The sequence below is a fragment of the Acinetobacter sp. P1(2023) genome (genome assembly GCF_028367635.1).
In the GTDB taxonomy this organism is placed as follows: domain Bacteria; phylum Pseudomonadota; class Gammaproteobacteria; order Pseudomonadales; family Moraxellaceae; genus Acinetobacter; species Acinetobacter pittii_E.
This window is the reverse complement of record NZ_JAQNDD010000010.1, coordinates 30035-44357: the sequence shown is the minus strand read 5'-3', so window position 1 is coordinate 44357 and position 14323 is coordinate 30035. Positions and strand designations below refer to the sequence as shown.

The following is a 14323-nucleotide window of genomic DNA, read 5'->3' as shown; positions in this document are numbered from 1 at the left end:
AACTTATGTTCGCCTTTTTATGTTAACGGATTAACTTATTTTACGTAAGTTAACCAGTGTTCATATTTCGGATTTCTACCTTGAACAGCATCAAAGTAAGTTTTTTGGATTTCAGTCGTAATTGGGCCACGGGTACCCGAACCAATTGGACGGTCATCGTATTCACGAATTGGTGTTACTTCAGCAGCAGTACCTGTGAAGAATGCTTCGTCTGCAATATAAAATTCGTCACGTGTAATACGACGCTCAACTACTTGATAACCAAGATCTCTAGCAATCGTCATTACTGTTTGACGGGTAATACCATCAAGTGCACCACCAGCGATATCTGGAGTGTGTAAAACGCCATCTTTAATCAAGAATACGTTTTCACCTGAACCTTGGCATACATAACCTTGTGGGTCCATTAACATTGCTTCATCGTAACCTGAGTGTGCAACTTCTTGGTGAGCAAGAATTGACAATGTGTAGTTACCAGATGCTTTTGCTTTACACATCGTCACGTTTGGATGATGGTGAGTAAATGATGAAGTTTTAACGCGAATACCTTTCGCCATCGCTTCATCACCAAGGTATGCACCCCATGCCCATGCTGCAACAGCGGCATGAATTGTGTTATTTGTTGCTGCAATACCAAGTTTCTCTGAACCGATCCAGATGAGTGGGCGTAAATAGCAAGAAGCTAATTTATTTTCACGAACAACATCGATTTGTGCTTGTTCAAGCGCTGCTTGATCATACGGCACTTTCATTTGATAAATTTTTGCTGAATTTAACAAACGTTTTGTGTGGTCTTGAAGACGGAAAATGGCAGTACCTTTAGGCGTTTCATAAGCACGAACACCCTCAAATACGCCCATACTGTAGTGTAAAGTATGGGTTAAAACGTGAATCTTTGCATCACGCCAATCAATTAATTGTCCATCTTGCCAAATAAAACCATCACGATCAGCCAAATTCATGGAACACTCCAAATTGTTATAAAATCATTCACTATCCAACTCAACCGAGGCGGTTGGGTCTATTAATCTTTGCCATAAATTGCAAACGACCGCACGGGTACTACGCCAGTCCGCTGCGCTTACTTGCATGGATTGATTTGCAAGGGCTAAACGGTGGCTTTCGGCACGTTCACTAAGATAGGCTCGAATTAATGCTGTGGCATCTTCACTGGATAAGCAGTCTGCTTTAGCAGCATCTTCTAATATTCTTACATTATCAGAATAATGGGCGAGATCGGGTTTCGTCCCGCTCCATGCAAGTACAGCATACTGTGCCATAAATTCGATATCTACGATACCACCTGCGTCCTGTTTTAAATGAAAAATACCATGTTTTTTTTGTTCAGAAGACGAACCTAGGTGGTCTTTCATTTTCTGACGCATTTTCAGCACTTCCTCACGAACATAAGCCTCATCTCTAGACTGAGTCAATATCTCGCGGCGAAATATTTCAAATTTCTGGCAAAGTGCCTCATCACCAGCAATAGAACGCGCTCGAACTAATGCCTGATGCTCCCAAAGCCATGCACTTTTCAACTGATAGTGTTCATAGGCTTTCAGACTCGTCACCAATAAACCAGCTTCACCTGAAGGTCTTAACCGCGTATCAATTTCATAGACACGACCATCTAGTGTTTGTGTCGTCATGAGTGACATAAACTTTTGAGCAACACGCATAGCAAACTCAAAGCCACTAATAGACTTCGTTCCATCCGTATCAGCTTGTTCATCTAGGTAGTGAATAAAGACAAGGTCTAAGTCAGAACCATAGCCCAGCTCAATACCGCCCACTTTGCCATAACCAATGACAGCAAAAGCTTTATAGTCGAGTGAGCAGCGTTTTCCATCAACATCGCACGGGTAACCATGACGTTTTGCTACTGTCTGATAAGCCAAATTAAGTGTTGCATTCACACTAACTTCAGCAATATCAGTTAATGCATCAGATACCTTCATAAGAGGACTTTCAGCTAGCACATCACTTGCAGCAACAGTGAGTACATTACTCTTTTTAAAGAGGCGAAGTGCTCGCATTTGGTCTTCAACCTGATCAATCTCAATACGAAGTAACTGCTGACGTAATGAGTCTTCTAAATCCTTACGTTTTGGTAGCTCAAAGTCCATCGACAAAAACTCATCCAGCAGTACCGGATATTGAGTTAACTCTTCACAAATCCACGGGCTTACAGTCGCCATTTTTACTAAGCGTTGTAATGCCCCTTTACTTTCAATCAGCATCACCAAATACACGGTTCGACGCATAACCGATTCAATAAGCGGCATTAAACGTAACAATGCAGTTTGTGGGTGTTCTGACTGTAAGATCGCTTCAATTAAATGAGGCCAAAACGTTTTTAAACGTTGCACAGCATTTGAAGGAAGTTTTTTGAGTGCATGCCCATGCCAGAACTCATGAATCAGATTTTTCGCATTGTCATCTAGTACTTCATCTAGCTGCTGCTCTAACTGCCCATAATTCTCTGTTGCTGCATTAGAGCTGGTATCTTCAATGAGTTGCTTAAATTGAACTTTGACTTTTTGACGTTTCTCATTAAGAACATCAATAAATTCATTCCAGCTTGCGAAACCCAAAGTATCGATAATGCGTTGTCTTAGGTCTAATTCTTCTGGCAATAACTGGGTTTGCTGATCGTTAAGAGCTTGAATTGCATGTTCAACACGGCGTAAAAATAGGTATGCATCTTCAAGTTCTAATACAGCTTGTTTTTCTAATAAGCCTGCTTCGCCAATATGTTCAAGGCTGACTAAACATTGACGGTCTTGTAACTCACGTTTTGACCCACCGTAAATAAGCTGAAAGACCTGAACAATGAACTCAATTTCGCGAATACCACCTGCACCGAGTTTAATATCATCCTCAATATGACGGCGTAAGACTTCACGCTCAATCATTGCTTTCATATCACGCATGGCAGCAAAGGCGGTATAATCGACATAACGACGGAATACAAAAGGACGAGTCATCTCTAACAAGTCCTGCCCTTCTTTCCCACCGGTTACAACACGCGCTTTAATCCATGCATAACGTTCCCATTCGCGCCCATGCTGACTTAAATATTTTTCTAAAGCGGCATGACTAATCGCTAATGCCGAGCCATCACCCCAAGGGCGCAAGCGCATATCGACTCGAAACACAAAACCATCAGCAGTAATGTGCTCAAGTAAATAAATGAGTTTTTGTCCCCACAAAATACAGAACTGCTGTACATCAATACATTTGCGGCCATTGGTTTCGCCTTGCTCATCAAAGGCAAAAATTAAGTCGATATCACTCGACAGATTAAGCTCTTGGGCACCAAGTTTACCCATGGCAACCACAATCAAGTCTTGAACTTTGCCAGAATAACTTAACGGTTCACCATGTTTCGCCACAAGTGCTACACGCGCAAAACCCTTTGCTGCACAGATACTGGCATCGGCAAAATCAGAAAGTTCACGAGTGAGTGTGACAACATCGGTAAGCTGATTGGCATCCTGCCAGATCCAACGGAACATTAAACGACTACGTAAAATGCGCAGACCACGCATCCAAAGCGTTTCATCATTAATTCCATCTAATGTGGTTTGTACGAACTGGTAAATCTGTTCGGTCGAGAGCGGCGCAGTAAATTGATCTATTTGATAATCTTTTTCTAAAACAGCTTGATGCAAGCCTAAAACTTGTTCTGCGTACTGACTCGCACGCAATGTTTTTTGTAACTGCTCCGCATTCATATAAAAAGCTCTTTTCCTCGTACTCTCTTTTTAGTTATAGCAGTTCGAGTAGTGCTAGGAAAAGGGATTAGACTAATTTAGCTTCCGATGAAGAATGATGTTCGGTAAGCGCCTCATGACTTTCTTGAGCTGAAGGTAGTAAAACTTTAAAAGTTGTTCCAACTCCTTTTTGGGAATTTACACTAATTTTTCCCTGATTAATCTCGACAAAACGCTTGCAAAGACTCAAACCTAAGCCAGCACCTTTTTCCCCTGCAGTGCCTTTAAAACTAGCGGTAATACGTGGATGGAACAAGTTTGCCATTTGTTGCTCGGTCATGCCCAGACCTGTGTCTCGAACAGTAATTTCTACATTTGCATCCGCTTGTCGAGCTTCAATAAAAACTTTCCCCGATCCATCAATGTCGGTAAATTTCAGTGCGTTTGATACTAAGTTTTGGATTACGGAGGTCATCATGTTGATATCGGCATAGATTTTTAGATCTTCCGGAACATCATTCACCAGTTCAATATTTTTCTTTAAAGCTAAGGTATGCAGTACATCACAAACGATATTGCTGACTTGTCTAAGCTTAAAGTTAATTGGGTGATAAACAAAACGCCCACCCTCTGCCATCGCCCATGTCAGCAAACTTTCAAGTAAGTTATAGGTCGATTGTGAGGTGTCATATAAATAATCTGCAATATTTTGAATACTCGATTCATCTAAAGTTTCACGCTCTTTGGCGAGTACCTCAGAGAATCCCAGCAATCCATGAAAAGGTGCACGCAAGTCATGCGAAATAATTGAGAAGAATTTTGTTTTACTTGAATTAATCGCAACTTGTTGTTCATAGAGTTCGTTTAACTCTTCATAGTTAAACTTCAACTCAACCTGCTGCATAAAAGTAGAACAATAATCGAGCAACAATTGAATATCATCATCTTCAAATGTTGCTGCATCATCATCAAAAAACACAGCAAAACCCATTGAGGTTTTATCGGGGTGTAAAAGATGTACAGCCAGTGCCCTGCTGCACTCAATATTTAATTCTTTTAAATAATTGATTAAGTTTTGATATGAAGGATGTAAATGATTAATAAACTGTTGCTTTGCAAAGCACTGTTTTAAATGTTTCGAAGGCTTAAAAGAGATTGCCGTCATACCTTCAGGGCAACGGTGCCAAAAGTAAGGTTCCTGATTAAAAGTCAACAGGGCTTTTTTACAATTCAAAAGACGAAGACTAAATCGGAAAAATTGCTCGATATAGTTCTGCTCGGCATTTAATCCAAGCAACAAAGATATTCTACAAGCACTTAACTGCTCAACCTGATTTAGTTCTAAACGTTGGAATGTCATTGCCCGCCTCACAGATTTTGTCGTTTTTGGTCGGAACCGCTCTTAAGAAATGTACTTATAATCATTATGATCTACTACAAACTTTAACACAGTACATTAAAAGAGCAACGTTCTTTTCAAAATAGAAATGTGAAGTTTCAATTAAAGGTTTTCAGATACATAAAGTGGGTATGCTTTAGAAAAATACAACAAATGTTTGAAGGTGGAGAGTTGAAAGATGTTGGAAATACGAGTTTATAAAGCGGCTTTAAAAGTACCATTTGAATAAGAGCTTAGGAGGCGGGCTTAATGTGGCTCATAGTAAACTCATCTCAATTGAAATAAGGGCTTTTGTGAGAATAAAAATTGAAAGATTTTTATAAGTTCTATGTTTTAAAACTCAAAGTTCGAGTCTGACCCTCGGAACCAAAGTGTGAGTACGTAATTTCTTAAGATCAAACCGCTTTTGATAACCAACAAAAAAACCCCTAAGCCGTTAGCTTAGGGGTTTTCGTAGAATCTTACGATTCCGAATATGGTCCCGAGGGTCGGACTCGATTTATGCTTACATCTTATTGATAATAAAAAATAATTTTAATAATAAATTTATATTGGATGTACTTATGGATGTCTATTTCAATAACCACAATCAAACGATCAAATTATAGACAAACAGCACTATACGCATATAGAACCTCTAAACCCCAGATATTTATATTACTATTGAACCAATATATTTCATGATTAAACACTAGCTTTCATTTGGAGTTAGATATCAGACTGTATGATCAAAAAAAGAATAGCTAAATATGCTAAAGCCAAGCAGCTACACCACCATGACCAGAGCAAGTTCCTCTCCTATTTTGGCTAAAAGACCAAGTACCATCTCTACATTGTGCAGTTGCACCTGCCGGTTGCGTCTTAGATTTCTTTGGACTTGATATGTACTTTCCATCTACATTTTTATACCCCCTACCATTAACTATATTTTTTGTACTACTGTAGTTATTCGATGATGTATAAGTTTTTGTTTTTTGTTCAATCGTTTGAGTACTATTTTTAGTATTTTTCATTAAGCTATGTTGAGATGAATAACTTTTTGTTTTAACCCAACATCTTTCTGTAAAACAAATACTTGCCAAATTAACCCAATATGGATACTCGATATCTGCTGAAATATTAGCCCAGTCACCTTTAGTATCGAAAATTAATAACTTTGTACCTCGTGTCACATGATTTATTGCGGTTAGATTTTTTGTAGAAGGAAATACCTCCAAAAGATCCACATTTACATAACCCACTATTTTTACCTCTAATGGAGCAGGTAAATCTGGGATTTCATGAATGAGTTCACCAATAGAATCACTCTCTAGTTTTAAAGATTTTTTATTTTTCTCTTGAGCTTTTTCAGTATGAAGATTAACTGGCTTCGTCTTTACTGAAACACAGCCACTTAAAGATAAAAAAAGGATAAAAAGACTAAGCCCAAAGATTCTTTTATTTAAATCCATCATACAATTTGATCAAAAGATAAAAATTGTCAAATTATTGATCAACAATATTTTTTGTCAAATACTATTCTTCATTTGATATTAATATATTTATCTTTTTAGTTTAATTAGCTTTTATTTAAAAAGTGAAATTATCTAATAATATAGACAAAAATAATTAAAATTAATCAAATCCTTAATATTTAATTATAAAAATAAAGCTCGATGTAATACACATCGAGCTCTTCTTAAACATAATTATTATTTAAGAGATTCCATATATTTTTTAAATCGTTTATCTTCCATTGGTAGATCAACACATTTAGCTTTTAAAATTTTCAATGGCACTCCACCTTTATAGTCCTTAAGAGGAAATCCCAAATCAGAAAAAGCTTCACTCATTTCTGAAATATTATAGCCAATCCCTCCTAGTATTGAACGTAATAACGTTGAAGGTAATACAGTATTATCTTCAACTCCAACATGAAAACTTGTTAAAAACTTTTCATAGTCTGGAATAATTTTTGACAATGCACCAATTAGCTTTACTTTTGCTTCAAGTGGTTGAGTTCCAACTTGCTCAAGCATTAAATCCCACATTTGTTCAAAATATTCATAATTTGTCAAAAGAGCAATTGCTAGAACACCTAACCATGCATGATAAGTTTCAGTTTTAACTTGGCTTGGTCGTATCGTCTTTAGTTGTTCAATTAAATTTCCTAACATTTCCTCGTTATCATCCATCCAAGATCGCAAGTGATAACGGATTCCGAAAATATTACTAGAAAAAATATCTAAATTACTACCTTGTAAAACAGCATCTTCGTTTTCAAAAATATCCTTAAATTTCGCAATATAAGTATCATCATTTGGTTCAAAATTTGAATTTGGTGGAATTACAACTAATAAATTTCCAGTTTTCACATTTTCAAAACCCTCAACCTTTGTATTACGTAGGGGATCAATCATCGTTGCACAGGTTGTAATATAGTTAACCGCCATTTGAGCTTTTTTGACGTCCTTATTATCTGTAGTACGTGAATGCAAATGTGCAAATGTTGAAAGGCCGAAAGTGTTAGAAATTTTTTGTCCTACTGGATTTTCTCCTTCAACATTAGGAGTATTAATGTGAACTGCAACTTTATTAGTTGTAAACTTGGATGCAATTGAAGAGAATGACCAAATTGGAAAGAAAATTTTATAACTTTCATATTTAAATTCTAATCCTTGACTTTCGTTTACTTTCATTGCTTGTTGTAAATTCTTCATTAATACAGGATCAGATTCGATTGATGTTGGGTCAAAAATCTGAACTCCCATTGTCGGTAAGTCTTGTACATCATTTACTACTAGTGATACACAAACAGATTCTGCATCTTCTATAAAGCCATAAGCAGCTTCATAAGCGTTCATTTGTTGTTGCATATATTCATTTTGATGTTCTACTGGCATTTCTTTATAAACCTTATATACCTCTGGTGAGATCGGAGTAGAGTTTGTATTAGTCATGGTAAGCACCTTTAAAAATAAATCAGCAACATTGCTGACAAGGAATACTTTAATTACAATCCTCAACACCCCATCAAAAAACTCTTTTTGAGCACTTGACTAAATATTATGCAAAAAAATGAAATTATTTTTACTCCAGATACAAGAACTGATAAACAAATACTTGATGATGAAATAGCTCTACAGAAAAAAATCTTTGTAACATCTCCTGAAGAAATCTTCGGTTATTTATTATATTTGTTTAGGAAAAATCTTGATTTAACACAGGAACAAATGGGAGCTGTATTGAAGTTTGGAGATGAATCAACCTCTTATTCAAAAACAGGTTATGCAAAATTAGAAAGAGCTGAAACAAGCATTAACTTACAAGTTATTTTTGATCTTAGTTTTTTAACAGGTTTGCCTTATTATTGGATATTTAAAATATATACGACATTAATTGAGGCAATAAACTCAAATTCTAATATTACAATTCAATTTCATGAAATGTGTGGACAACATGCATTAGGAAATGCATATAGAAAGATAATGATGAATAATGAAACGAAAGAATTATATAAAATAAGATATTCAACTAAATATAAAGAATACCGTGAAGCTATTGGACAAACTTGTATTGATGAGGTTAATAAAACTATCAATATAAATATTCCTAAAGAAAAAAAAGAAATGATAAAATTTAGAGCTGAATGTATTATAAATACTAAAAAATATAAAAAATAAAATCGTATTAATATTTCATTTTATTTTTAATATAAAAATTTATCTTCTATTACTAGATAGTGAAAAAATCATAACGTTACTAAGTATAAGAAGGAATAAAAGAATAAGTTACCTCGTCAGAGGGAACGTAGTTCTTTTATGACTGTAATAAAGAAAAGAACGTAGAAAACTATGAGACGACCCGTAGGGAGTTGAAATAGTTTTCGTAGTGGAAAAAGGTAATGGTTGGTAACGTGGAAGCGATAGCGTAACTATTAACGACCCCTTAGGGGAGTTAATGGTTTCCAAACCATAAATAAATGGCAGGGTGAGCCTGTTTCTGCAAATCACGATTTATTATAATACGCCTCTTTACCTTTGTCAAATTTAAATATAAATATCAATAGTTTATCGAAATAAACTCGAAATAAACCGTACATATTAATCTTCTGTTTAATTAGCTCCAGCACACTTCTTCATTTTGCCAATACCTTCCATTATCATCGTCTTTAATACAAATGTTTCCTCATGAGAATCCAATTTTAGCTGGTCTAAACTTGTAACGACACTCTAAAAATTTTATCTATCCCTAAGAATAGAGTTACATGTTTAGCCAGCATCCAACCGACTGCATAATATTAGGTACACAATGAAAGAAACCGAGGGCGTGGAGAATTGTATTCCCATGAATACGATCTAACCTGAAAGTGGATACTCGACCACAAATAACTCCCCCCTTAAAACGGAGTGTCTTAGGGTACGGGGGCAAAAATTAGGTATCTCCCGTGTTTATTACTCATACACTTAGGCTATATCATACCTAGGGCTTTGACTTAAAAATATAGTACCCTCTATATTGCTCTCAATTCACTTTAGAGCAATTCTAGAATAAAGGTATAAATGATATATCAAATATTACTAAATGGCTGTATAAAGCTTATAGTGCTTACAATATGTATATTAGTTTCCCTTCTTAGTTGATTATAAAAATTCTATCAATTTGACATCTCCACACTACCAATATATATTAACTATTAATAAAAAATAATTCCCTATGATTTCACTTCTTCTATCATTTTCTATCATTCCAACATCTTTATCTGAAAATAGCCCATATATCAGTTAGTATAAAAACCAATTCAACACTATAAAAGCCCCACCATATATGATTTTTATAGTAGTTGATCTATGACGTGTATTATATAGATATATATACTTACTTATATCTATACCCCTACACGCCATCACCTCAAAAATAAACTAAAAATTAAGAGAAATTATAAATGATTAATCCTAAATACCTATTAAAGACTACAACTTTCAAAGGATATGAAGTAAACCCACATTATTCACTAAGAAAGAGTTCCTTAGAAACCATACACTCTTCAATGCTTTGGTCTTTAAAGAACATATCAAAGCCTAGAGCAATGCACATCACTATAGGACTTACAGACAAGAATACTTTTAGTATTGAGAAGTTTAATCGCCGTCTAAAAGCTAAGTTTAAAGATGAAGGCTTACTACATCTATATAGCTTTGAATTATCAGAAAACGATAACCATCACTTACATTGTATGTTCATCTACAATGCTGAAGTACATCGTAGCTACTACACTGTTTATAAGATGATATATGAATGTGCTATGTTGGATGGAGTGAGAAAAGAAGAACTAATAATAGAACGGACAAGCTAATGAAGTTAGATGGACTATTGCTTATCAAGAAGGTAAGAACTTCCCTGTACATTACCTTAGAACAGAAGAACAATTCATTGATGCAATGTACAGATATAGTTATCTAGCTAAAGTTGATCACAAAGAAGGGATAAGACATAAAGGTTTTGGAGTTATTAAAATTCCAACCAGCTAAGAAATAAATTCTTTATAAAACAGAAAAAAGAGCTATAATTATAGTATAAATAACAATCAACTAATTCAATAATTATCACTATGACACAATGCTATCTGCTCGCAGCAGGATTCTCTTATCAATTTGGTATGCCTTTAGCTTCGGATCTAACAGAGGTATTTTTATCAATCTTTGATAAAGAATATATTACTCTTCTAGCAGATAGCTTATCTAAAACTTTTCCTTATGGTGAGGAATACCCACTAAGTCGGGATGCTCTATTAGAAGCTTTTGAATTGCTGCTCAGTTATAAAGAGAAGAATGAGCAAAACTATGAAGTTATAATAAATGCTGTAAAAAATCTTTCAAAGCCAAGTACTTCTCAATCTGAAAGGCACAGCTATGAATATGTTTTTGGTATCCTATACGGGATAATACATACTATTCTTGTTGACTACCAAAAGGCTGCTTTTCATTTGTATCAAGCAAATAAAGAACCTTATAGAAATTTTAGAAATCTAATCAATCAGAATGAAGAAACTTGGATTTTTACGCTTAATCATGATTTATTTATGGAATATTTAGCTTTAGATTTTAATATTCCGATTTCATTTGGCGATAGTCATCAAATTAGTTTCAGACAAGATAATAGAGAAAATTTTAACAAAATTATAAAATTAACATATACGAAAAGAGATGAATTAACCTTAGAGAACTTATCATTCCTAACAGATGAATATGGCGTTAATTTAGTAAAACTACATGGCGGTCTTAATGAGCTAAAATATAAAGATGGTCAGTACTTATGCAATTTAAGCTTAGATGTCGAAAATGCTACTGAATTATCAAATAACTTTAACGATATGATGAAAATGTGTCATTATCATCCCAATGGTGAGAAGATTCAGTCTGCACAAGATTGTTTTATTACTAATATGGATAATGAGTTAGATATAGCTGAAAAATCCATGTTAACAGGTGGTGATAAATATAGTATTTCCTATAGTGAGAAAGAGGGTGAAGAAAAACTTATATTATTTTCAAAAAAATTAAAAGAAATTGATACTTTAACTATAATTGGTTATGGCTTTAATGATCGCCATATCAACAATAAAATTTATAAGGCATTAATTTTAAATCCTCAGTTAAAAATTAAGATTGTAGACCCATATGCAAAGTATCCTGATTGTTTATTAGAGTTCAAAGAGTCTATTCAACTTATACGTTCTGACGTAGCAAATTGGATCTATTATGAAGAAAATAGTACTGACACAGAACATAAATGGAATCCTGAATTGATACCTTACAATGAAGCTATCAAAAACTTTAGAGAAATTTTAAAGATTGTCATTATGAACTTGATAACGATTAAATACAGACCTACTCAGTCTATTGAAAAATCTTCGTAACCCCTTACCCATAATGCAATATACAATAAAAGGGTAGATGGAATTTCAATACTCCACTACCCTCATCAGATCAAAACAGAATGTTACTTAGAATGAATTAAAAAATTCAACAATATACTTCTTATATTCAGTCCAAAGTAAAGTTAAAAATTTTAAAAATTCAGCAACTAATATCATCCATGCTCCTTTATTATTGGAACATTGCTGAATAATAATTAGTGGTTTAGGCTGAGTTCTCTTATTTACATTACTGTTTTTTGGCTTTTGCTTCTTCTTTCGATTAGCCATTTGTTTACTCCAATTAGAGTTATATTTAGGCTGTACGAATGAGAAATAACAGTAATGATTCCCAAACATACAATATTAATTTGCAGTTGGGTCATTAAGAGTTGCCTTTAAGCAGAGATAGAAAGATTTTTTTGAATAGAAAAATTACGAGTAGTAGTGAAAATTACAGTCAAAGTGATTTGTTTTAATTTTTTAAAAAGTGAAATGGTATTAGATGCTGAGGTAAGTTTTAAAGCACCTTGTAAACTAAGAAAGTATTTATTAATTACATTGTTAAGCGAGTCTTTATTAGACAATAATGCAATATATTCTAATACAGTGTGCTTATCTAGAATGAACTCACTCAACAATCGAGTATGATGTTCGGGAGCTTCAAGAGCTTCAAAAACTTTGCCAATTGCTACAGAGATTTTCTCCAAAGATGTCTCGCTTTCCACAAGTATAGGGCGTACATCTTTGATACCTCCATTCAAGCTTAAGTCCTCTACATTACCACTTGCTTTACTAGACTTGTATTGAGACCAAGACTTAAAAAAGCGTTGTGATTTAGATGCCAATTTTTCATTCATATTTTATAACTCTCTAAGATTTTCATTTTCATTCCTATTAAGTGTTAGTAGCATTAACTTTAAATTTCAACTAAAGTCTTCTTCAAAATTATATATATTAAACTGTAAAAAAATTGAAATAAAAGGCATCCATCAGAACACCTTTTATTTTTTATTTAGGTTACTTTTTAAGGTGATGATCAATATACATCTGGATCCGAGGATCATTCGCCTTTAAAAACATAATATCTACTGGATCAAACCAATAAACAAACTCATAAGTTGCTTTACCCACACCCGATACAGTAGTTTGTGAACATTGCTTCAAGTATGGTTGCCAGTTGTACTTAACTCTAATTTTACTCATCACTGCTGCTGCATGAGGACAATCAATATATTCCATCATTTCAGCATTAGTAATATGTGCACCACTTAATAATTTCGCTAAAATTTCAGCAGCATATGAGTTAAGTTCGGGAAGCTTATAAGAATAAGCTACTACGGTTGTTGACATGAGAAGATACCTCTCTGTTTTGTCATTAAATTGAAAAACAGTGGTAGTAGCCCCTTCTCTTCCATGCTTACTCATCACACAAACAAACGACTGTTACACTTTTTTAATTGTGCGATTAATCGAACATCTGTATTATAGAAACCCAGATTTAAGAAGTCGGATAGCAAACGGCAATTTGCATTCCATATTGACTACTTTTATCCACTTACATATTTGCTTGGTTTATCTAAGCTTCTCAAACTAGCTATAGCCATTGAGCTATGGCTTTTTTGCGTTTAAAAAAAAAAGATAAAACTTACGATGTCTATACTAACATTCTCTTAATTCTTGTCAACACAAACATGCCTTTATTTTTAATTTTAAGGCGATTTAAGCCAACTTAAGTAGATGACATCAGAACATACCAGAACACACCAGAACATTCGAAATAATTGCACACAACGCAAATTATGCATATCTACATAACCTATCTCTAATTTTATTCATTTTTAATAATGAGGAATTCATCACATTAATTTAAATGCCACTATATATAGTGTTTTTGTGTTTCTCCACACACAAGAGAAAACTTTAGAACCAATTATTTTTAATCCAAACATAGTAAAATGAGTCTTACTATTAAATTGATTATCCTCTTACAATAACAATTTTTTAAAAATTATTTATTTTTCAAATTCTTATACAAATATCTAATTCTTCCTGAAAGTTCATTAATACTTATATGTAGTTATCTTTTTGATGCACACACAAAAGCTAAAGCTATAACACAGTATTGTAAAATCATTAAAGGCGGGAAGAAAACATGAGTTAAGGTCCATAGACAAGCCAAAGGCGCCACTATCCATCTACCTACTGATCCAGAAGCAACAATAAGTCCAAAGATAAGAACTTGGTAAAAGAGAATCCCCCCACCAATAAGAAATAGAGCAATTATTCCTAGCATTTAAAAACCTTAAATAA

At 34.2% G+C, this 14323-nt stretch carries 11 protein-coding genes; 3 read left to right on the top strand and 8 right to left on the bottom strand.

The features are described from left to right. Positions 1–35 precede the first annotated feature (35 nt). From POD11_RS14320 to POD11_RS14300, 5 genes are all read right to left on the bottom strand, one after another. Complete coding sequence (locus POD11_RS14320) at positions 36–962, bottom strand: branched-chain amino acid transaminase (RefSeq protein WP_016143486.1); 927 nt, start codon at positions 960–962, stop codon at positions 36–38. A gap of 24 nt (positions 963–986) precedes the next feature. After that, on the bottom strand, positions 987–3737 hold the full coding sequence (gene glnE, locus POD11_RS14315; protein WP_262457619.1) for a bifunctional [glutamate--ammonia ligase]-adenylyl-L-tyrosine phosphorylase/[glutamate--ammonia-ligase] adenylyltransferase: 2751 nt from the start codon (positions 3735–3737) through the stop codon (positions 987–989). A gap of 67 nt (positions 3738–3804) precedes the next feature. Beyond that, positions 3805–5076: a sensor histidine kinase gene (locus POD11_RS14310; protein ID WP_016143049.1), complete on the bottom strand. Its 1272-nt coding sequence runs from the start codon at positions 5074–5076 to the stop codon at positions 3805–3807. 791 nt (positions 5077–5867) lie between these two features. Beyond that, entirely contained in the window at positions 5868–6569 is a 702-nt protein-coding gene (locus POD11_RS14305; protein ID WP_262457618.1) for a DUF3761 domain-containing protein, read from the bottom strand. A gap of 237 nt (positions 6570–6806) precedes the next feature. Next, on the bottom strand, positions 6807–8054 hold the full coding sequence (locus POD11_RS14300) for a hypothetical protein (protein ID WP_262457616.1): 1248 nt from the start codon (positions 8052–8054) through the stop codon (positions 6807–6809). A gap of 108 nt (positions 8055–8162) precedes the next feature. Between POD11_RS14300 and POD11_RS14295 the strand changes: the two genes are divergently transcribed. The 3 genes from POD11_RS14295 (at position 8163) to POD11_RS14285 (ending at position 12013) form a co-directional block, all read left to right on the top strand. Then, the gene (locus tag POD11_RS14295) at positions 8163–8777 is read left to right on the top strand and encodes a hypothetical protein (protein WP_262457615.1); all 615 of its coding nucleotides are present in this window, start codon (positions 8163–8165) and stop codon (positions 8775–8777) included. A 1262-nt stretch (positions 8778–10039) separates the two neighbouring features. Continuing rightward, positions 10040–10450, top strand: a complete 411-nt coding sequence (locus POD11_RS14290; RefSeq protein ID WP_262457614.1) for a hypothetical protein — start codon at positions 10040–10042, stop codon at positions 10448–10450. A gap of 255 nt (positions 10451–10705) precedes the next feature. After that, positions 10706–12013, top strand: a complete 1308-nt coding sequence (locus POD11_RS14285) for a hypothetical protein (protein ID WP_262457613.1) — start codon at positions 10706–10708, stop codon at positions 12011–12013. 87 nt (positions 12014–12100) lie between these two features. On the opposite strand, the gene POD11_RS14280 is transcribed toward POD11_RS14285, so the two are convergent. The 3 genes from POD11_RS14280 to POD11_RS14270 all read right to left on the bottom strand — a co-directional run bounded on the left by POD11_RS14280 (position 12101) and on the right by POD11_RS14270 (position 13363). Continuing rightward, positions 12101–12301, bottom strand: a complete 201-nt coding sequence (locus POD11_RS14280) for a hypothetical protein (RefSeq protein WP_262457612.1) — start codon at positions 12299–12301, stop codon at positions 12101–12103. A 107-nt stretch (positions 12302–12408) separates the two neighbouring features. After that, positions 12409–12870 carry a hypothetical protein gene (locus POD11_RS14275; RefSeq protein WP_262457611.1) on the bottom strand — a complete coding sequence of 154 codons (462 nt, stop codon included), beginning with the start codon at positions 12868–12870 and terminating at the stop codon, positions 12409–12411. A 160-nt stretch (positions 12871–13030) separates the two neighbouring features. After that, complete coding sequence (locus tag POD11_RS14270; RefSeq protein ID WP_262457610.1) at positions 13031–13363, bottom strand: hypothetical protein; 333 nt, start codon at positions 13361–13363, stop codon at positions 13031–13033. Positions 13364–14323: the final 960 nt, after the last annotated feature.